Origin of the sequence: Hydrogenophaga sp. PBL-H3 (assembly GCF_010104355.1) — a bacterium.
GTDB lineage: Bacteria > Pseudomonadota > Gammaproteobacteria > Burkholderiales > Burkholderiaceae_C > Hydrogenophaga.
Map to the genome: position 1 here is coordinate 144,252 of NZ_CP044972.1, position 18,328 is coordinate 162,579.

Below are 18,328 nucleotides of genomic sequence, written 5' to 3' on the forward strand. Positions count from 1 at the left end.
GCGAACTCAGCCCCGGTTGCCACGTTCGTTGCCGCGTCCGGGCTCTTCGTCCTCCAGCCGGCGCTGACGGGGCTGGCGGTCCTGCCCACCGCCACCGCGGTTGGACGGCTCCATGCGGGGTTGCTCGACCCGCTCCCTGGGTTGCATCTGCGGTTGGCGCTGCATCTCGACCCTGGGTTCGGGCGCCGCGCGTTGTTCGGACCGGCGTTGTTCATAGGCGCGGCGATCCGGCGCTGGCGCCATGCGTTCCTCGGACCGGGGCTGGTACTGGGGCTGGGCCCGTTCCATCCGCTCGGGCCGCTCCATGCGTTCGACCCGTTCGGGTCGCTCGGGTCGTTCGGGTCGTTCCATCCGCTCAGGCCTGCGCACGTCCTCCCGTTCCCGGGGGCTGGGTGCCACCCGTTGCGGCTGCGCAAGCTGTTGGCGCACCACCGGCTCGCGCGGCTGGTAGCGGTATTTCTCGGAACGGATGTTGTCCTGCTGCTCGGCCTGCGGGTAGCGGCCCTGCGGGTAGTTGCGCTGGTAGTCGGGCAGGGGCGCGGGCGCGGGGGCCTTGTTGCGGTCCCAGCGGTCCCAGCCGCTGCGTTGCCGCTCCCAGTCGCGGCCCCAGCGCTCGTTCCAGCGCGGCGGCGCATCGGCGCGCCAGTAGGTGAAATACACCGGTGGGCGGCGGTAGTAGCGCACGGGCACGCGCAGCAGGTAGACGGGCACGTACACGGGCTCCATCAGGCGCCATGGGCCGTTGTACCAGCTGCTGTAGTACCAGTCGTCGTCCTCGAAGACCCAGTACAGGCCGTCGTAGAAGAAGAAGTTGCCCGGGGCCTGGGGCGCGTAGTACACCGGGTAACCCGGCACGCGCTGCAGCTGGGGGTACACCGGCAGGTTGATGCCGATGCTCACGGAGATCTGGGCCTGGGCTGTGGGGACCTGCAGCAACAGGAGTGGCAAGGCAAGAAGCAGATGGCGCATGTGGGCCTCCATTCAACGGTTCGCGTCGCGCCTGGGCCCTGTCGCGGAATGCAGCGAGCCGGCGCGAGCCGACTGTAGAACATACGCCAGCCAGCGCACGCGGTCCATGCGCTGGCACACACACCGCCTGCCGGGTCAATCCCCGGTCTTGACCACCGTGCTCGGTCCGTGGGTGCGGACCGACTCCATGCCGGCGCGGCGTGCGGCCGCCGTCTTGTACATCTGGCTGGTGCCGATGATCTGGTGGTTCGCGGCCTTGAGATTGAAATAGAACCGGCCGTCCGAGGCGTCGCTGTGCGTGTAGGCGGATTCGTTGGTGCTGTTCTTCTGGACCGAGGCGATTCCATTGTCGGCGCCAGCGCGCGTCTCGTAGAGTTCGCTGCGCAGAACGACCTCGCCGTTTGCCTCCTTCAGGGCAAACGAATACTGGCCCTTGTCGTTCCTGTTCAGTTCGTACCAACCTGCCATATGACCTCCGTGCCTTGGTGAAAAGAGAGGTTCATCGTAGGCCGTTCATGGCGTTCGTGCGGCCTGCGACACCGCAGGTCCGGCACCGCAGGGGGCGCCCGCTCAAGCCCTCCAGCGACTGTCCCGAAGGAACCCCACCAGCAGCCGGTTGCGCGCCAGCGCCATGCGCTCGGGCGCGCCGATGGCCGTGATGTGCGAGCCGAACTTGGTCTGAGGTGTCCACAGCGGCAACACGCGCAACAGGCGGCCAGTGGCCAGTTCGTCCTGACACAGGTAGTCGGGCAGGAGTGCAATGCCCAGACCCGACAGCGCCGCTTCGGCCACGGCTTCGGGGTTGTCCACGTGGTACCGGCCACCCACGCGCACCTGCTGCGCGACGAGGCCGGGTGCGGCTTCGCCGCAGGGCAGCAAGGTCCACACATCGTCGGCGCTCTCGCGCCAGTAGCACAGGCAGTTGTGGCCCCGCAGATCGTCGGGTACCGAGGGCACACCGTGCGCAGCCAGGTAGGCCGGTGAGGCGGCGAGCAGCCAGCCCACGGGCGCAATCTGCACGGCGCTGAGCTCCTGCAGGGAATGGGCGGTCCAGCGCAGGGCGACATCGATGCGTTCGCTGCCGATGTCGAGCATGCGGTCCACCAGCTGAAGCTCCACCTCGATGGAGGGATGCATGCGCAGGAACTCCGGCAACTGCTTGGCCAGCACGCGTTGTCCCCAGGACACCGGGGCCGTCATGCGGATGCGCCCGCTCACCTCGGAGCGCAGCGCACGCAGCCGCTCCTCGCCCGCCAGCATCTCGCCGAGTGCGCGCCGCGCGTAGTCCACATACGCCTCGCCCGCGGGCGTGAGCGCCACCTTGCGCGTGCTGCGGCTGAACAGCGTGGCCTGCACCTTGTGCTCCAGCTGGGCAACGCGCTTGCTCACCACGCTCTTGTCCAGGCCCAGTTCGTCCGCAGCACCGCTCACGCTGAGCCGGTCGGCTACCTTGAGAAAGGCCGTGAGCATGTCGGAGGAGATGGAGGCAGCGAGGGGCGAGGGCGTCACGATTGTTGCCAGTCTGGACACAAACGGTTGGCATTCCAGCAGATGCACCCAGCGAAGTCAATGCCTAGACTGCGCGCAGGTGACCCTTCGATCACCGCCATAAAACACTGGAGACAACATGCAGATTCACGCCGACCCGATCACCATCAACTGCCGCAAGGTGCTCGCCGGACTGGAGCTCATCGGCGCACCTTACGAGCTGGTCCATGTGGACTACTTCAAGGGAGAGCAGAAGGGCGAGCCCTACATGGCGATCAACCCCAACGCCTCGGTGCCCGCCATGGTCGATGGCGATCTGGTGCTCTGGGAATCCAATGCGATCCTGCAGTACGCCGCCGACCTGATGGGCAACGCCGCCTGCTACCCCACCGACCTGCGTCAGCGCGCCGACATCAACCGCTGGCTGCTCTGGGAGTCCTCCAGCTGGTTCCCGAGCTGCTATGTCTACCTGGTTGAAAACTGCGTCAAACCCCTGCTGGGTGGGCAGCCCGATGCGAGTGTGCTGGAGACCAACGCCGCGCAGTTCCACAAGCTCGCCGACATTCTGGAAAAACGCCTCGACGGCCGCCGGTGGATCGTGGGCGACGGCCCCACCATCGCCGACATCGCGCTGGCTGCGCCCATGCACCTGCACGGCTGGCAGCGCCTCCCGCTGAACGAACACCCCCACCTGCGCCGCTGGCTCACCGAGAGCGTGGAGCAGCTGCCCAGCTGGCAAAAAACCTGGGTGGGCGAAGGCTTCACCACCCAGAAACAATGAACACCGAGAGACCATGCAACGCCCGATGACAGCGACACCCCCCGTTCGAGCGACCCTCAACTACTCGGTCGACAACGGCGTCCCGCCGGACTACTACTTCTACGAGCCCGACCCCGGCACCGTGCTCAATCCGCCGGGGACCGATTTGCAGGAGGTCAGCATCCACGACGCCTGGCCCGAGCGCGAGCGCCTGTCGCTCGACAAGGAAGGCTTCGAGCTGCACGACTTCGGCGCCGAGTTCACCCGCTTCGACGACGATGCCGCCGTGGTCTCGGCGTTCTACCCGCAGGTGGTGGACTTCGTGAAACGCCACACTGGCGCGCGGCGAGTGGAGGTGTTCGATCACACCATCCGCAAGCGCCTGCCGGCCGACCTCAAGGCACAGACCACGGTGCAGCGCCCGGCCGTGCTGCTGGTGCACAGCGACTACACCGTCAACAGCGGCCCGCAGCGTGTGCGCGACATCCTGCCCGACGAGGCCGACGGCCTGTTGCAACGCCGGGTGGCTTTCTTCAATGTGTGGAAGCCGCTTTACCGCCGTGTCGAAGAACTACCGCTGGCCATGTGCGACGCCTCGACGCACGACGAGGGCGACATGCTGCGCATGGACCTCAAGTACCGCGAGCGCACAGGCGAGATCTACGTGATGCGCCACTCACCGCGCCACCGCTGGCTCTACTTCCCGCAGATGGAAGCGCACCAGGCGCTGTTGCTCAAGACCTACGACGCGGCCACCGATGGTCGGTGCCGTTTCATGGGCCACACCGCGTTCGAGCACCCGGACACAGCGCCCGACGCGCCCAAACGCGAGAGCATCGAGGTGCGGACCATGGCGTTCTTCTGAAGCGGCCCGTGCGCGCAGGCCGTCGACTCAGATCGGGAAGATCTTTCCCGGGTTCATGATGTTGTCCGGGTCGAGCGCGCGTTTGATGGTGCGCATCATGTCCACCGCGCCCGCACCGGCTTCGGTGAGCAAAAAGTCCATCTTGTGCAGGCCCACGCCGTGCTCGCCGGTGCAGGTGCCCTCTAGGCTGAGCGCGCGCGCCACGAGCTTGTGGTTGAGCTCCTCGGCCAGCGTGTGCTCCTCGGGCTTGGTGGGGTCGATCAGATAACCGAAGTGGAAGTTGCCGTCGCCCACGTGGCCGACCAGGAAGTAGGGCAGGCCCGCCGCGTCGGCTTCCAGCACCGAATCGAGCAGGCAGTCGGCCAGGCGGCTGATGGGCACGCAGGTGTCGGTGGAGATCGCGCGGCAGCCCGGCTTGCTCTGGATGGCGGCGAAGTAGGCGTTGTGCCGTGCGGTCCACAGCCGCGTGCGTTCCTCGGGCGTGGTGGCCCACTCAAAGGCCTGGCCACCAAAGTCGGTTGCGATCTCCTGCACCGTCTCGGCCTGTTCCTTCACGCTCGCGGGTGAGCCGTGGAACTCCATCAGCAGCATGTTTTCTTCGCGCAGGCCGAGCTTGCTGTGCGCGTTGACCATGCGCACCGTGTTGTGGTCGATCAGCTCGCAGCGCGCGATCGGCACGCCGAGCTGGATCACCTGGATCACGGTGCGCACGGCGGCCTCGATGGTGGGGAAGGAGCAGGTCGCGGCCGAGATGGCCTCGGGCAGCGGGTAGAGCTTGAGCGTGACTTCGGTGATCACGCCCAGCGTGCCCTCGCTGCCCACCATCAGGCGCGTGAGGTCGTAGCCGGCCGACGACTTTTTGGCGCGCGTGCCGGTGCGGATGACCTCGCCCTGGGCGGTGACCACTTCGAGTGCCAGCACGTTCTCGCGCATGGTGCCGTAGCGCACGGCGTTCGTGCCGCTGGCGCGCGTGGCGCTCATGCCGCCAATCGACGCGTCCGCTCCCGGGTCGATCGGGAAGAACAGGCCCTCGCTCTTCACGGCCTCGTTCACCGCCTTGCGCGTCACACCGGGCTGCACCGTCACGGTGAGGTCCTCGGCGTTGATGGACAGCACGCTGTTCATGCGGCTCACGTCGATGCTGATGCCGCCCTGCACCGCGAGCAGGTGGCCTTCGAGCGATGAGCCCACGCCGAACGGGATCACCGGCACGCGGTATTGGGCCGCCAGCTTCACCGCGTCGGCCACGTCTTGTGTGCTTTGCGCGAACACCACGGCGGCCGGCGGTGGCACCTCATAGACCGACTCGTCGCGCCCGTGCTGCTCGCGCACCACCAGGGCGGTGGAACACTGCGCACCAAAGCGCGACTGCAGCGCTGCGATCAACTCGGGCGGCACCACCCGCTGGTGCACTTGCGGGGCGAGGTGGCTGTGGGCGGTGGGGGCGTTCATGGGCTGTCTCCGGGCTGTTGGGTGCAGCCGGCCAGTTTAAGCCCGCAGCCCCGGGCCTGGTGCCGTTTGCGGGCCTGCTCAGCTGCGGGCTTTCCCGGCTTGCAGCAGGGCTGCCGGGGTGCGGTTGATCCGCGTGTTGCCGGTGGTGCTGGTGTTGCCAGCGGCGCCCGTGAGGCTGGTGGCCTGCCCGGTGATGCGGGCGGCGTGCGCCGTTGGAACGCTCGCCATGCCGGCCAGGCCCAGGGTGCAGGCGGCGAGCAGTTGCACGCTGCGGGCTTCAAAGTCGGCGAGTCGTTGTCGGCGTTGCGTCATCGGGGTCTCCTGAGAGTGGAACAGGTGGTCATTACCGCCTTCAACGGCGATCGAAGCCAGCGTTCTTGCCTCGCGTTGCCTCGCTCACATCACCCTTGCCTCAGACACATTTCCCTGCACTCCGTTACGGCAAGTCAAAGTTGCACAATCCAGCAACCCCCTCCAATTCAAGGACATCCCTATGGGCAACCGCCTCACCCAGATCGCCACCCGCACCGGCGACGCCGGCACCACCGGGCTGGGCGACAACACCCGCGTCTCCAAGAACAGCCTGCGCGTGCACGCCATGGGTGACGTGGACGAACTCAACTCCCACATCGGCGTGCTGCTCTGCGAAGACATGGCGCCCGATGTGCGCACCCTGCTGGTGGAGATCCAGCACCAGCTCTTCAATCTCGGCGGCGAGCTGTCCATCCCCGGCTACGAGCTGCTCAAGCCCGAAGCCGTGCTCGCGCTCGACGAAGCCCTGGCCACCCACAACGAAACCCTGCCGCGCCTGCAAGAGTTCATCCTGCCCGCCGGCACCCGCGCAGCCAGCCAGGCCCACGTGTGCCGCACCGTGGCACGCCGCGCCGAACGCGCCGTTGTGGCGCTGGGCAACGAAGAAGCCCTGAAGGACACACCGCGCCAGTACCTCAACCGCCTGAGCGACCTGATGTTCGTGCTGGCCCGCGTGCTCAACCGCATGAACGGCGGCGACGACGTGTACTGGAAGAGCGAGCGCATGGCCAAGGGCGCGGCCGAATGAAAGCCGCGCTGATCACGGCAGCCTGCGTGGCAGCCGTGCTGTCCTTCGCCGTCTCGGCACAAAGCAAGCCCCCAGCCAAGGCCGCCACGCAGGCCGACCAGGTGACGCTGGTCTGCGAAGCGGTCTACCTGCCCGCCCGCACCACCTGGACCCGCACGGTCCGCATCGGCTACGACAAGAAGCGCGTGCGCTCGGTGCAGATCGACGGCGTGCCGGTCTACACCTTTGCGATCCAGGAGACGGTGATCCTCACCGCCATCGACAACGAACGCATCCAGATCGACACGGCAGCACAAACCTGGAGCAGCGACTTCCGGGGGCAGGCGACCGCGATGGGGCGGTGTGAGCGGGTTTGAGGCACCGCGCGCCCGCACTTCGTCAGGCAGATGTCAAGGCAACAGCGCGGGTCGGAAAAGCCTTCAGAAGCTTCTTGTCCATCGTCACGAGCTTGGCGCCGAGCTTGTCGGCCAGTGCGATGAATTCACAGTCGTAAGCTGAGCAGTCGCTGCCGCGAACCAATTCAAGAACGCTTCTCGAGTCAACCTCGTACTCGCGGCCTGCCAGCAGGTCCTCGGCTTCCTCTTGCAGCGTAACGGTCTGCTCAAAGGTGAGGCTCTTGCGCCGCAGGTAGCCAGCAAGAATGTTGCGGAACTCGCTGCGCCAAAGAAGGGGTGCAGCCCACGCCGGGTCGTTGCTGAACAGGGCTTCTGCGGCCTCCGTGAATTCCCCGGGCAAATACAGGTAGGCCAGCACGTTCGAATCGACAACGATCATGCTCGCCCTTCGCGCTTCAGCGCGTCGATGTCACGGGCGTGGAACCGGGTGGATTTCAGCGTTGCCCGGAGCTCACGTGCGCGGCCCAGCCGTTCTGCGGGTGTCATCTCGGTGGGTACCAGCATGGCTTCCAGGCACACGATGGCTTCGCTGTTCATGCTGCGCCGGTGCAGCTCGGCCGATGCCTTCAGACGGGTGTACACCGCGTCAGGAATGTTCTTCAGAGTCAGGGTTGTGGGCATGGCAGGGGGCCTCCATAATGGAACCATTATGGTTTCACCTCCCCCGATCCGTCAACCACGGGAGGAGACGCGCCCATCACCTCGGCGCCAACACCGCCATCGTGATCCGCGACACACAGGTCAGCTCACCCGCATCGTTCGTCATGTCGATCTGCCACACCTGCGTGGTGCGCCCGATGTGCACCGCTCGCGTGATGCCGGTCACCCAGCCGTTGGTGGCGCCTTTGAGGTGGTTGGCGTTGATGTCCAGACCCACGGCGCGGTGGCCTTCCGGACAGCTGTAGGCGGCGCCGCACGAGCCCAGCGTTTCGGCCAGCACCACACTCACGCCGCCGTGCAGCAGGCCGTAGGGTTGTCTGGTGCGCGTGTCCACCGGCACCCGCGCGCGAATGAAGTCGGGGCCGACCTCCAGGAACTCGATGCCCAGGTGTTCCACGGCCGTGCCCACATGGATGCGCGTCAGTTCTTCAACCGAGATGGCTTGTTTCCAGACGGTCATGGTGATCACGCCTTGCCGCGGCTGAGCAGCCAGTAGAGAAAGATCGCGCCGAAGGTGGCGGTGCCGATGCCGCCCAGACCGAACTGGCCAAACTTCAGCGTGTATTCGCCCGTGCCCAGGATGATCGGGATGGCGGCAACCAGCAGGTTCTTGTTGTCGGAAAAATCAACCTTGTTGTCGACCCAGATCTTGGCGCCGGCAATGGCGATGAGGCCGAACACCACGATGGACACGCCGCCCATCACGGCCAGCGGGATCGCCTGGATCAGCGCGCCGAACTTCGGGCTGAAGCCGAGCACGATGGCAATCACCGCTGCCACCACAAACATGGCGGTGGAGTAGATCTTGGTGGCGGCCATCACGCCGATGTTTTCCGCGTAGGTGGTCACGCCGGTGCCGCCCGCCGCGCCGCTGACCATGGTGGCCACGCCGTCACCGATGAAGGCCTTGCCGAGATACGGGTTGAGGTCGCGCCCGGTCATGGCGCTCACGGCCTTGATGTGGCCCAGGTTCTCGGCCACCAGGATCAGCGCCACCGGGGCGATCAGCAGGATGGCTTGTGCCTGGAACACCGGTGCGGCAAAAGTCGGCAGGCCGAGCCACGCGGCGTTGGCGATGCCTGAGAAGTCGATGGGCTTGCCCAGACCCAGACCGTTGGTGAGCACGGCATAGACCACGCTGGCCACGATGAGGCCCACCAGGATCAGGAGGCGCTGCGTCATGCCGCGTGCGTACACGGCCACCAGCGCCACGCTGATGAAGGTGATGGCCTGCATCCACGCATCAAAGCCGGTGGGCGCCATGTTCTTGATCGGGATGGCCGCAAGGTTCAGGCCGATCACGGCCACCACGGTGCCGGTGACCACCGGCGGCATCAGGCGTTCGATCCAGTGCACGGCCGCGCCTTCGTCCACCTCGTCCACTTCCATGCCGGCCATGGGGCGGGACTTGTGGTGCTTCACGTTGGTGGCGTGCACGATGACGCCGATGACGGTGTAGACCAGACCACAGAGGATGATGCCGCCCAGCGCCACGCCCAGGTTGGCGTTGGGGCCGGGGCCGGCGTAGCCGCTGGCAGCGATCACCACGCCGATGAAGGCGAAGCTCGACCCGAGGTAGCTCGGCACCTTGCCGCCAGTGATGAAGAAGAAGATGAGCGTGCCGATGCCGCTCATGAGGATCGCCACGTTGGGGTTGAAGCCCATGAGCAACGGCGCAAGCACCGTGGCACCAAACATGGCAATGACGTGCTGCACGCCCATCACCGTGGTCTGCGGCCAGGGCAGTCGCTCGTCGGGGGCGATCACGCCACCGTTGTCGAGCGTGGCGGATGTCTTCTCTGTCCAGTTGAACAGTCCCATGCGGTGTCTCCTTGTTGTTGAGGGGTGCGGGCGCGCCTCTTCGCGCCGGCTGGCATTGTGCCCGGCGGCACAGAGCATGGCTCTCTTGTGGGAGTGGACGTTTCGTCAGGGGGAGACGCTTGGACTGGTTGACTGGATGGCAGTTTTAGTTAAGGGTTGTAGGACGCCCTCCCGCACAGGCGCGCCGACGACTCACGCTTACCACCAAGGGTGGGCGTCGTACAAGCCTCTAGGGAGGAAACCGCGGGGAGTACCAATCTGGGCGTACCAGTTGGCAGCTATGGGGATTTGACGGAGTGCAGTGTTGCGGGGAGCGGTATTTGCGCCGCCTGATCCCGGAGCGATGTCGTCACTGCTGAGTGCCGCGCGGTTTCAGATGAACAGTTGCAGCAGTTCTCGCACGAGCAACACCGTCGATTTCTAGATCGGGTGCAGCTGTCCCCGACGAGCTGCGGTGAGCCCGCTCCAGACACCAACAAGGTCACGCATGCGAATGCGGTCATGGTGGTCCTCGCTGGTGAGGTGTGCGAATGGGCTGCCCGCGCGCGAACGTCTCGACGATGAGCATCGCCGCGCCGCAGTGAACGCACACGAAGGTCGGCCGGACCGGCTCAGCACCAGCACACCGGCACCTCTCGATCTGCCCGCCTGGTTCCTCAGGCACAAGCAGCTGGCGCGCCTGCTCGATGCACTCCCGCCGATGGTTGTTGGCCAGCAGACCGTAGTGCCGGATCCGGTGGAACCCGCTAGGCAGCACGTGCAGCAGGAAGCGGCGCATGAACTCCTCGGGCGCAAGTGTCATCGTCTTGTGGCGTGTTTTGCCTTGGCCTCGGCCCTTGTTGCGGTAGTCCTTCCAGCGAAACGTCACCCCATGCTCGTCGTGCGCCACCAGGCGCGAGTTGGAGATCGCGACCCGGTGCGTGTAGCGCGAGAGGTAGGCCAGCACAGCCTGTGGACCCGCAAACGGCTTCTTGGCATAGACCACCCATTCACACCGGCGCAGCGGTGCGAGCCACCGCGCAAAGGCCTTCGGATCGGCCAGCGCGGCGTATTGCGAGAAGAACTGCAACGTGCCTGCGCGGTGCTCTTGCTCCAGTGCTTCCAGGAAGAGCCGCCGGAACAGGCGCGAGAGCACGCGCACCGGCAGGAAGAAGCCCGGTCGGCACGCCACCCAACGCTCCCCGTCCAGCGAGAGCCCGCCGCCGGGCACGATGCCGTGGACGTGCGGGTGGTGCGTGAGCGCCGAACCCCAGGTGTGCAGCACCAGGGTGGCACCGATCTGGGCACCCAGGTGCCGGGGATCGGCGGCGATGGTGCGCAGCGTCTGTGCCGCCACCTCAAACAGCAGGCCGTAGACGACGGCCTTGTTCCAGTACGCGATCTCGCTGATGGGTGCGGGCAGCGTGAAGACCACATGGAAGTAGTCCACGGGCAGCAGGTCGGCTTGGCGCGCATCCAGCCAGCGCTGCGCAGCACTGGCCTGGCACTTGGGGCAGTGGCGGTTGCGGCACGAGTTGTAGGCGACCTGCAGGCGCTGGCAGGCTTCACAGCGCAGCACATGTCCCCCCAGCGCCGCGCTGCGGCACTGCTCGATGGCTGTCATGACCTTGAGCTGCCCCAGGCTCAGGTGGGAGCGCTGGGCTTGCCGCCAGGCCGGCCCGTGGGTGCGGAAGATGTCCGCCACCTCCAGGGCAGCGGTGCCCATGGTGGGCCTACGCGGTGCTCAGTTGCTCCAGCGGACTGACCACCTCGCGCAGGATGTCGGTGGCCACCTGCGCGTACATGGCCGTCGTCTCCAGCTTCTTGTGCCCGAGCAGGACCTGGATCACGCGGATGTCCACCTTCTGCTCCAGCAAGTGAGTGGCAAAGCTGTGGCGCAGGGTGTGCATGGACACGCGCTTGTCGATGTTCGCGGCATCGGCCGCCATGTGAATAGCGCGGTTGAGCTGCCGAGTGGTCAGCGGTTCGACCGGGTTCAAGCCTGGGAACAGCCAGCCACCATCGAGCATCTTGCCTTGCGCCCGGGCCACACGCCACCAGACCCGAAGGCGCTCCAGCAATATTGGCGAGAGCATGGCGTAGCGGTCCTTGCTGCCCTTGCCTTGCTCCACGCGCAGCGTCATGCGTTGGCTGTCGATGTCGCCGACCTTCAAAGACACGACTTCGCTGGCGCGCAGACCTGTGCCATAGGCCAGGGACAGCGCAGTCTGGTGCTTGAGGTTTCCAGTTGCGGCAATCAGACGAGCCACTTCCTCGCGGCTGAGCACCACCGGCAAGGTGCGAGGCACATGAACGGGCTGCATCTTGGCTGTCAACTCTGCGCAATCCAGGGTGATCTCGCAAAAGAATTTCAGCCCGGTGATGGTGGCGTTGAGGGTCGTGGGTGAGGTGCCTTCGTCAACCAGGTGAAGCTGGAAGTTGCGCAGGTCTTCGACGGTGGCGGTATCCGGAGGCCGGTGAAGGTAGGCTGCAAACCGGCGCACGGCTCGGATGTAGGCGGTCTGCGTCTGGGGTGCAAGCCTGCGCATCCGCATGTCTTCGAGCATGCGTTGGCGCAACGGAGAAACCGTCGGATGGGGTGCGTTCATGATGGTGCTCCTGTCGTGACCGAGGCCAATTGCCTCGGCTCACAACATCGGCACGTGCGCCATCGACGTCAACCAACCATCTCAGCTCGGAGACTACCGCGCGAGCGGTTTAGTCCTGAGACTGTCTGCAGCCGCTCAGGGGCGGCAGGTGAACGGCAGCGTGAGCCGAAATCGGTCGAACGATCGTCAACAAGGCGGATGTCCGCTGCACCTCCCTGACCGGTCACTCGCGTAGCGCGGCCGACACGGCGGGCCGCGAACGATACCTACTGGCCCTGGCGACCGTGGTGACCTGGACTGGAGTCGGTGAATACCCGCAGCACCCCGACGAGCCGGCGCTCACCGGACTTCTACGGAAGCCGTGTGCGTGGCGCTGGAGCCGCCAGTTGTGGAACGGCATACCTGGTGTGCAAAGCATTTGTGGCCGCGCAGAACGGGGCCGACCCGGATGTGCTGATCCTCATCCGCTTCGCAAGCATCGCCGAGCAAATGGGCGAGACGCTACTCACGCTGCACAAAGACCGTGGCCGATGCCAGTCAGCGCGAGCTGACCTTGCCGGTGTAGGACCGCGTGGCGCATCATGCGTGCTTTCGCGAGGGGACGGTAGTGCCGGCAGAGCGACGTGCACTGGAGGCGCCGCCGCAATCCTCACACGCTGGGCGCGACCCCTTTTGCCTGGTCCTAGACGCGGCGACGTGCCAGCACCAAGCCTACAAGCGCTGCACCGATGAGCGGCAACGTACTTGGCTCCGGCACGGTGCTCTCGGGGGTTGCACTGAACACGACCTCGCCAAGTCCGTAGACAGCCCGAGGCAGCAGGGAGGCCAGACCTTCGATGTGGATGTATTGGGCATCTATCGCGCTGAAGTTGAACACCTGCGCCGCCTCTGACAAGCCCAGACCGCTGGATCCGACGAGTTCGGATGTGAATCCGTTGCCGAACACATCATCGTCGTCGAGAAGCACTCGGATCTGCGTAATGGCCCCGGTGCTGGTGGTGTTCCAGATGGCAAGCGCATTCACGGTCAGTACGGAACCGAGGTTGAAGGTGAACTGCTGCGGCCCCTCATTTAACGAGGCGGTGAATCCCGTGAATCCCGCACGCAAGCCAGTGTGAGTCGTGACGGCAGTGTAGGCATCAAAGTCCGTGACTCCGTTCACATAGCCGGCCGACAAGCCACTCTGATTGATGATGTTTCCGAGATCGAAAGAACCTGCAAAATTTCCTTGAGGGCTTGAGATCGAGGTTGCTCCGACCACGACGCCAGCCAGTGCGGGAAGGGAGGCCAGTGCCGCGCAAGCGCAGAAAACGCATTTCATTAGCTGGTTCAAGGAGGTGCCCCAAAAATTCGGTAGAAGCTTTTCCAGAGCAAAAGGCATGCCTTCGATGTGAATGTGCGTTTAATCAATGACTTGCGCCCGACTCTGCCTCGCGCGACCCCCAACCTGTCAATGATCCCGACACCTCATAGATGCCGGCTCGGCTCAGCACCCCGAAAGCCAGTACTCCGGCAGCGCCGTCGCCCCATCATTTCTGCCGGTTCAGATGGCCAGAGCCAGAACCACGTTTGCGAGCCGGTCTGTTCCGTACTTATCGACAGACGGATGCAGCGGTCATCTGCGAGCCCGGGTATCTGCTGTAGAGCGACAAGCGGAAAGTCTCTTTACGCTGCAAAGCGGCAACCAGCTCAATGTGCCCAAATCGCCTCACAGAGCTGCATCTGGTTTTCACCCAATGGCCGGCAACACCTCACCCCGACTCTCGCCAAACCCGATCCTCGCCGCACCCGGTTTCTCGCACCAGCCGCGCAGGACGATGGCGTCGCCATCTTCCAGGAAGGTGCGCTCCTCGCCGGTGCCGGGCAGCGGCAGGCTGCGCGTGCCGCCCAGGCTGAGTTCGACGATGGCGCCGGCTTCGTCCAGCGTGGGGCCGGAGATGGTGCCGGTGCCCAGCAGGTCGCCTGGTTGAAGGTTGCAGCCGCCCACGCTGTGCTGGGCCACCATCTGCGCGATGGTCCAGTACTGGTGGCGAAAGCTCGTGGCTGACAGGCGATCGGGTTTGACGCCGCGCTCGCGGTGCTGGCGCGATTCGATTTGCACTTCCAGTTGCACGTCGATGGCGCCCTGGCGGCGGTTGGCCTCGCCCTCCAAGTAGGCCAGCGGTTGTGGGTCGCCCGTGGGCCGCTCGAACGGCAGGCGGTAGGGCGCAAGCGCCTCCAGCGTCACGATCCAGGGTGAGACGGTGGTGCAGAAGTTCTTGCCCAGGAAGGGGCCGAGCGGGTTCATTTCCCAGAACTGGTGGTCGCGCGCCGACCAGTCGTTGAGCAGGCACATGCCGAAGATGTGGTCTTCGGCCTCGACGAGCGCAATGGGCTCGCCCATGGCGTTGCCCGGGCCGATGTAGAAGCCCATTTCGAGTTCAAAGTCGAGCCGGCGGCAGGCGCCATACACCGGCGCCTTCGCGCCTGGTGCCATGGCCTGGCCCATGGGCCGGCGAAACGGTGTGCCGCTGACCACCACGCTGGAGGCACGGCCGTGGTACGCAATGGGCAGCCACTGGAAGTTGGGCGAGAGCGGGTCGTCCGGTCGGATCACGCGGCCCACGTTGCGCGCGTGGTGGATCGAGGTGTAGAAGTCGGTGTAGTCGCCGATGCGCGTGGGCACGCGCATCTCCACCTCGGCCAAAGGTACCAGGCTGGCGCGCAGCGCGTTCACGCCCGGGCCGCTGGCGCCGGCCTTGAGCAGATCAAACAGCGCGTGGCGCAGCGCGCGCCAGGCGGCAGGGCCCAGCGCCAGAAAGTCGTTGAGCGCGTCGCCGGTGCAGGCGTTCACCGCCTGCGCCGCCGGGCCCGACACCGCGCCTTCGCGCGCAATGGCTGCGAGGTCGATCACCTGGTCGCCGATGGCCACGCCACCGCGGAAGGCTTCGCTGGAGCCCTGGCGGCGAAACACGCCGAAGGGCAGGTTCTGGATCGGGAAGTCGGTGCCCGGGGCGTTGGCCGATTCGAGCCAGCTGCGCGCTTCGGGGTCGTGGGTGTGGTTCAGTTCCATGGGAGTTCCTGTGCGTGAAAAGGGCGATCCGGCGCCGGGCCGCCCCAAGCCGGATCAGCCCCCTCGGGGGGCAGCGACCCGCGCAGCGGCGGAGCGTGGGGGCTATGCCGTGGCTTGCAAGGCGTCGTCAAAGATGGCCACGGCACGCGTCCAGCCCGCCGAGGCGCCGCGGATCTTGTGCGGGAAGCAGGAGATGAAGAATCCATCGGCTGGCAGGGCTTCGAGGTTGTGCATCTTCTCGATGTGGCAGTAGCCGATGTCGCGCCCGGCCTTGTGGCCTTCCCAGATCAGCGAGGCGTCGTTCGTTTCGCCGTACTTCTGCGCGGTGTGCACGAAGGGCGCGTCCCAGCTCCAGGCGTCGGTGCCGGTCAGGCGCACGCCGCGTTCCAGCAGGTACATGGTGGCCTCGTAGCCCATGCCACAACCGGCGGCCACATAGTCGCTGTGGCCGTAGCGCGAACCGGCGCGCGTGTTCACCACCACAATCTCCAGCGGTTTGATCGTGTGGTCGATGCGGCTCAACTCGGCTTGCACATCGGCGGCCGTGACCACGTAGCCGTCGGCGAAGTGGCGGAAGTCCAGCTTCACGCCGGGCTGGAAGCACCACTCCAGCGGCACGTCGTGGATCGCGATGGCCGGCTTCTTCTCACCCAGCGCCTTGTCCATGGTGGAGTGGAAGTGGTAGGGCGCGTCCAGGTGGGTGCCGTTGTGGGTGGAGAGCTGCACCAGCTCCACCGCCCAGCCCTCGCCGTCGGGCAGGTCTTCCTTCTTCAAGCCCGGAAAGAAGGGCTCAATCTGCTCGAAGGTGTGCTCGTGCGTGAAGTACTGGATCTTGGGCGCGAAGGCCGGCGGATCGCTCAGCACGTCGTTTTCCAGGTAGATCGAGAGGTCGACGAATCGTCGTGGCATGGGGTTCTCCAGGAACGTTGAAATCAGGGGCGCTGCCAGCGCAGCAGGGACTTTTCAGCCAGGGCGAGCAGCACGTTGCTCACGAAGCCCATGGCACCGAGCAGCACGATGCCGGCGAACAGATCGCTGGCCTGGAACGATCGCGCGGCCAGCAGAATGGCCTGGCCCAGGCCCGATTGCGAGGCGATCATTTCGCCCACCACCGAGACGATGAGCGAGACCGTGAGCGACAGTCGCATGCCGGCCAGAATGTCGGGCATGGCGTTGGGCAGGCCGATCTTGAGCACGAAGGCGAGGTGGCTCAGTTCCAGTGAGCGCGACACCTCGCGCAGCTGCGGGTGCACGTTGGCCAGGCCATGCAGCGTGGCCAGCAACACCGGCCACATGGCGCCAAACGCCACCACCGCCAGCACCATGTTGCCCGACAGGCCGAACAGCGCGATGGCCAGCGGCATCACGGCCGAGGCCGGCAGCGGCCGGATGAATTCGAGCGTGGGTGCGATCCAGTCGCGGGCACGCGCTGAAGCACCGATGAGCGCGCCCAACGCAATGCCCAGCGCGCTGGCGAGCACCCAGCCGCTGACCATGCGGCTGAGCGTGGCCCAGGTGTAGGCCGCCAGATCGCCACCGGCCAGGCCCTGCACCAGGCTTTGCAGCGTGGCCTGCGGCGTGGGCAGAAAGGCGCGGTTGACCCAACCGCCTGCGCTGGCCACCCACCACAGCGCGACGAAGCCGCCCAGCACGAGCACCGAGCCGGTGGCGTTGCCCAGCATCACGATCGTTGTGTAACGCCGGTTCATGCCGCTGGCTCCCCCATGAGGCGCGCCACCCGGCGCTGCAGCGCGAGCGCGCCAGCGTTGATGGCGTAACCGACCACACCGATCCACGCCAGCCAAGCCAGCATCAGCGCAGGGTCGAGGCTTTGCTGCGCGATCATCATGGCGTAGCCCATGCCGTGCGGGTTGGCCGCGATCTCCACCGTGACGGCCACCACCAGCGCGATGGCCACGCTCAGGCGCAGTGCCACGAACAGGCGCGGCACGATGGCCGGGCCCACGATCCAGGCGAAGCGCCGCAGCGGCGAGAGCTGCAGCGCGCGCGCCACCTCGATCAGGCGCGGCTCCACCTGCAACACCGCGGTCTGCGTGAGCACCAGCATGGGCCACAGGCAGGCGAAGGCCACCACGCTCACTTCCATGCGCAGGCCGAAGCCAAACACCAGCATGGCCAGCGGAATCAGCGCCACCGACGGGATGGGCCGTGCCACTTCCACGCTCAGATAGCCCCACTGCCCGGCGCGGCGCGACAGGCCCAGCAGCGTGCCGAGCAACAAACCCCCGAGCGCGCCGATGAGCAGGCCCAGCGCGGCGCTGCCCAGCGTGAATGCCGTGGCCTCCAGCAGCGAGCCGTCCATGAGCGCTCTACCGAAGGCGCGCAGCGCTGCGGTGGGTGGTGCAATGGCGTCGCTGCCCTGGCCGGTGGTGCGGGCCCAGAGTTCGAGTGCACCCAGCAGCACGGCCGGGAAGACCAAGGCTTTCATTCAGTGGCCCAGATAGTGGTACAGCTCGCGGCGCAGGCGCAGGAACTCCGGGTGCTCCTTGGTGCTGAGCTGGTCGCGCGGTTGCGGCAGCGGCACGTCGATCAGCGCGGCCAGGCTGGGCAGCGCGGGCGTGGGGTTGCTGCGCAGCGCGATCACGCGGTCGCCCAGGTACAGCGCCTCTTCCAGATCGTGGGTGACGAACATCACCGTGAGACCTTCCTCGCGCACCAGCCGCGCCAGCTCGTCCTGCAGCGTCTCGCGCGTCATCGCATCCAGCGCGCCGAAGGGCTCATCCATCAGCATCACGTCGGGCTGTTGCGCCAGGCAGCGCGCGATCTGCACGCGCTGCTGCATGCCACCCGAGAGCTGGGCCGGAAACTTATCGGCGTGCGCGCTCAGGCCCACAGTCTTCAGCACGCGCGCGATGCGCCCGGGCCGGTCGGCCGCCGGCACGTTCGCCGCCTCCAGCGCCAGGCTCACGTTGGCTTGCACCGTGCGCCAGGGCAGCAAGGCGCGCCCGTAGTCCTGGAACACGAAAGCGACTTCGCGGCTGGGGCCGGTGATGGCCTTTCCCTGGCGCTGCACGCTTCCGCTGCTGGGCGCCACGAAGCCGGCGGCGGCGCGCAGCAGCGTGGTCTTGCCGCAGCCCGAAGGACCGATCACGCAGACGAACTCGCCACGCCGGATGGACAGCTCCACCGGCGAGAGGATCTCCCGTCCGCCCAGGGCGATGGCCACGCGGTTGAAGTGCAGGACGGTTTCGGCCATG

21 protein-coding genes are annotated in these 18,328 nt (G+C 66.2%); 4 read left to right on the forward strand and 17 right to left on the reverse strand.

Translation table 11 applies throughout. The annotated features are described in order from the left end of the window. Positions 1-6: 6 nt before the first annotated feature. The 3 genes from F9Z44_RS00665 to F9Z44_RS00675 all read right to left on the reverse strand — a co-directional run bounded on the left by F9Z44_RS00665 (position 7) and on the right by F9Z44_RS00675 (position 2,478). Complete coding sequence (locus F9Z44_RS00665; RefSeq protein WP_159602687.1) at positions 7-969, reverse strand: hypothetical protein; 963 nt, start codon at positions 967-969, stop codon at positions 7-9. 135 nt (positions 970-1,104) lie between these two features. Then, positions 1,105-1,437 (reverse strand): YegP family protein, encoded by a 333-nt coding sequence (locus F9Z44_RS00670; protein WP_159602689.1) that lies wholly within the window; start codon positions 1,435-1,437, stop codon positions 1,105-1,107. Between the two features lie 102 nt (positions 1,438-1,539). Further along, positions 1,540-2,478, reverse strand: a complete 939-nt coding sequence (locus F9Z44_RS00675; RefSeq protein WP_159602691.1) for a LysR family transcriptional regulator — start codon at positions 2,476-2,478, stop codon at positions 1,540-1,542. A 118-nt stretch (positions 2,479-2,596) separates the two neighbouring features. Here F9Z44_RS00675 and F9Z44_RS00680 point away from each other — a divergent pair, with 118 nt between their 5' ends. Beyond that, positions 2,597-3,238, forward strand: coding sequence for a glutathione S-transferase family protein (locus F9Z44_RS00680; protein ID WP_159602693.1), 642 nt, complete (start codon positions 2,597-2,599; stop codon positions 3,236-3,238). 13 nt (positions 3,239-3,251) lie between these two features. Further along, entirely contained in the window at positions 3,252-4,082 is an 831-nt protein-coding gene (locus F9Z44_RS00685; RefSeq protein WP_162147743.1) for a CmcJ/NvfI family oxidoreductase, read from the forward strand. A 27-nt stretch (positions 4,083-4,109) separates the two neighbouring features. On the opposite strand, the gene F9Z44_RS00690 is transcribed toward F9Z44_RS00685, so the two are convergent. Both F9Z44_RS00690 and F9Z44_RS00695 read right to left on the reverse strand, forming a co-directional pair. Then, entirely contained in the window at positions 4,110-5,534 is a 1,425-nt protein-coding gene (locus F9Z44_RS00690; RefSeq protein ID WP_159602697.1) for an FAD-binding oxidoreductase, read from the reverse strand. Between the two features lie 78 nt (positions 5,535-5,612). Next, positions 5,613-5,846 carry a hypothetical protein gene (locus F9Z44_RS00695; RefSeq protein ID WP_159602700.1) on the reverse strand — a complete coding sequence of 78 codons (234 nt, stop codon included), beginning with the start codon at positions 5,844-5,846 and terminating at the stop codon, positions 5,613-5,615. Positions 5,847-6,027: 181 nt separating this feature from the next. Between F9Z44_RS00695 and F9Z44_RS00700 the strand changes: the two genes are divergently transcribed. Together F9Z44_RS00700 and F9Z44_RS00705 are read left to right on the forward strand one after the other, a co-directional pair. Beyond that, on the forward strand, positions 6,028-6,594 hold the full coding sequence (locus F9Z44_RS00700; RefSeq protein WP_159602702.1) for a cob(I)yrinic acid a,c-diamide adenosyltransferase: 567 nt from the start codon (positions 6,028-6,030) through the stop codon (positions 6,592-6,594). Then, entirely contained in the window at positions 6,591-6,950 is a 360-nt protein-coding gene (locus tag F9Z44_RS00705) for a hypothetical protein (RefSeq protein WP_159602704.1), read from the forward strand. Before F9Z44_RS00700 ends, F9Z44_RS00705 begins: the two co-directional genes overlap by 4 nt. 22 nt (positions 6,951-6,972) lie before the next feature. Here the strand turns inward: F9Z44_RS00705 and F9Z44_RS00710 are convergent, their stop codons facing one another. The 12 genes from F9Z44_RS00710 to F9Z44_RS00765 form a co-directional block, all read right to left on the reverse strand. Continuing rightward, a complete protein-coding gene (locus F9Z44_RS00710; RefSeq protein WP_159602706.1) occupies positions 6,973-7,368 on the reverse strand; it encodes a type II toxin-antitoxin system VapC family toxin in 396 nt (131 codons plus the stop codon). Further along, a complete protein-coding gene (locus tag F9Z44_RS00715) occupies positions 7,365-7,610 on the reverse strand; it encodes a FitA-like ribbon-helix-helix domain-containing protein (protein ID WP_159602708.1) in 246 nt (81 codons plus the stop codon). Before F9Z44_RS00715 ends, F9Z44_RS00710 begins: the two co-directional genes overlap by 4 nt. A gap of 76 nt (positions 7,611-7,686) precedes the next feature. After that, positions 7,687-8,109, reverse strand: a complete 423-nt coding sequence (locus tag F9Z44_RS00720; RefSeq protein ID WP_159602710.1) for a hotdog fold thioesterase — start codon at positions 8,107-8,109, stop codon at positions 7,687-7,689. Positions 8,110-8,114: 5 nt separating this feature from the next. Then, positions 8,115-9,470: a solute carrier family 23 protein gene (locus tag F9Z44_RS00725; protein WP_159602712.1), complete on the reverse strand. Its 1,356-nt coding sequence runs from the start codon at positions 9,468-9,470 to the stop codon at positions 8,115-8,117. A 499-nt stretch (positions 9,471-9,969) separates the two neighbouring features. Further along, positions 9,970-11,175: an IS91 family transposase gene (locus F9Z44_RS00730; RefSeq protein WP_159602714.1), complete on the reverse strand. Its 1,206-nt coding sequence runs from the start codon at positions 11,173-11,175 to the stop codon at positions 9,970-9,972. A gap of 7 nt (positions 11,176-11,182) precedes the next feature. Beyond that, positions 11,183-12,058, reverse strand: coding sequence for a tyrosine-type recombinase/integrase (locus F9Z44_RS00735; protein WP_159602716.1), 876 nt, complete (start codon positions 12,056-12,058; stop codon positions 11,183-11,185). A 682-nt stretch (positions 12,059-12,740) separates the two neighbouring features. Beyond that, the gene (locus tag F9Z44_RS00740; protein WP_159602718.1) at positions 12,741-13,439 is read right to left on the reverse strand and encodes a PEP-CTERM sorting domain-containing protein; all 699 of its coding nucleotides are present in this window, start codon (positions 13,437-13,439) and stop codon (positions 12,741-12,743) included. Between the two features lie 348 nt (positions 13,440-13,787). After that, positions 13,788-15,110, reverse strand: coding sequence for a fumarylacetoacetase (fahA, locus tag F9Z44_RS00745; protein ID WP_159602720.1), 1,323 nt, complete (start codon positions 15,108-15,110; stop codon positions 13,788-13,790). Between the two features lie 102 nt (positions 15,111-15,212). Then, on the reverse strand, positions 15,213-16,019 hold the full coding sequence (locus F9Z44_RS00750; protein WP_159602722.1) for a cyclase family protein: 807 nt from the start codon (positions 16,017-16,019) through the stop codon (positions 15,213-15,215). 23 nt (positions 16,020-16,042) lie between these two features. After that, a complete protein-coding gene (locus F9Z44_RS00755; protein WP_236574217.1) occupies positions 16,043-16,819 on the reverse strand; it encodes an ABC transporter permease in 777 nt (258 codons plus the stop codon). Further along, entirely contained in the window at positions 16,816-17,559 is a 744-nt protein-coding gene (locus F9Z44_RS00760; RefSeq protein WP_159602724.1) for an ABC transporter permease, read from the reverse strand. The genes F9Z44_RS00755 and F9Z44_RS00760 overlap by 4 nt, the downstream gene beginning before the upstream one ends. Next, entirely contained in the window at positions 17,560-18,327 is a 768-nt protein-coding gene (locus F9Z44_RS00765; protein WP_159602726.1) for an ABC transporter ATP-binding protein, read from the reverse strand. Position 18,328 lies beyond the last annotated feature (1 nt).

What these genes read in the sequence shown, in the direction of transcription:
- F9Z44_RS00695 (WP_159602700.1), bottom strand. Translation starts at nt 5,846, where the DNA reads ATGACGCAACGCCGACAACGACTCGCCGACTTTGAAGCCCGCAGCGTG.
- F9Z44_RS00670 (WP_159602689.1), bottom strand. Translation starts at nt 1,437, where the DNA reads ATGGCAGGTTGGTACGAACTGAACAGGAACGACAAGGGCCAGTATTCG.
- F9Z44_RS00730 (WP_159602714.1), bottom strand. Translation starts at nt 11,175, where the DNA reads ATGGGCACCGCTGCCCTGGAGGTGGCGGACATCTTCCGCACCCACGGG.
- F9Z44_RS00685 (WP_162147743.1), top strand. Translation starts at nt 3,252, where the DNA reads ATGCAACGCCCGATGACAGCGACACCCCCCGTTCGAGCGACCCTCAAC.
- F9Z44_RS00735 (WP_159602716.1), bottom strand. Translation starts at nt 12,058, where the DNA reads ATGAACGCACCCCATCCGACGGTTTCTCCGTTGCGCCAACGCATGCTC.
- F9Z44_RS00760 (WP_159602724.1), bottom strand. Translation starts at nt 17,559, where the DNA reads ATGAAAGCCTTGGTCTTCCCGGCCGTGCTGCTGGGTGCACTCGAACTC.
- F9Z44_RS00690 (WP_159602697.1), bottom strand. Translation starts at nt 5,534, where the DNA reads ATGAACGCCCCCACCGCCCACAGCCACCTCGCCCCGCAAGTGCACCAG.
- F9Z44_RS00740 (WP_159602718.1), bottom strand. Translation starts at nt 13,439, where the DNA reads ATGCCTTTTGCTCTGGAAAAGCTTCTACCGAATTTTTGGGGCACCTCC.
- F9Z44_RS00755 (WP_236574217.1), bottom strand. Translation starts at nt 16,819, where the DNA reads ATGAACCGGCGTTACACAACGATCGTGATGCTGGGCAACGCCACCGGC.
- F9Z44_RS00700 (WP_159602702.1), top strand. Translation starts at nt 6,028, where the DNA reads ATGGGCAACCGCCTCACCCAGATCGCCACCCGCACCGGCGACGCCGGC.
- F9Z44_RS00725 (WP_159602712.1), bottom strand. Translation starts at nt 9,470, where the DNA reads ATGGGACTGTTCAACTGGACAGAGAAGACATCCGCCACGCTCGACAAC.
- fahA (WP_159602720.1), bottom strand. Translation starts at nt 15,110, where the DNA reads ATGGAACTGAACCACACCCACGACCCCGAAGCGCGCAGCTGGCTCGAA.
- F9Z44_RS00680 (WP_159602693.1), top strand. Translation starts at nt 2,597, where the DNA reads ATGCAGATTCACGCCGACCCGATCACCATCAACTGCCGCAAGGTGCTC.
- F9Z44_RS00750 (WP_159602722.1), bottom strand. Translation starts at nt 16,019, where the DNA reads ATGCCACGACGATTCGTCGACCTCTCGATCTACCTGGAAAACGACGTG.
- F9Z44_RS00665 (WP_159602687.1), bottom strand. Translation starts at nt 969, where the DNA reads ATGCGCCATCTGCTTCTTGCCTTGCCACTCCTGTTGCTGCAGGTCCCC.
- F9Z44_RS00765 (WP_159602726.1), bottom strand. Translation starts at nt 18,327, where the DNA reads ATGGCCGAAACCGTCCTGCACTTCAACCGCGTGGCCATCGCCCTGGGC.
- F9Z44_RS00705 (WP_159602704.1), top strand. Translation starts at nt 6,591, where the DNA reads ATGAAAGCCGCGCTGATCACGGCAGCCTGCGTGGCAGCCGTGCTGTCC.
- F9Z44_RS00710 (WP_159602706.1), bottom strand. Translation starts at nt 7,368, where the DNA reads ATGATCGTTGTCGATTCGAACGTGCTGGCCTACCTGTATTTGCCCGGG.
- F9Z44_RS00720 (WP_159602710.1), bottom strand. Translation starts at nt 8,109, where the DNA reads ATGACCGTCTGGAAACAAGCCATCTCGGTTGAAGAACTGACGCGCATC.
- F9Z44_RS00715 (WP_159602708.1), bottom strand. Translation starts at nt 7,610, where the DNA reads ATGCCCACAACCCTGACTCTGAAGAACATTCCTGACGCGGTGTACACC.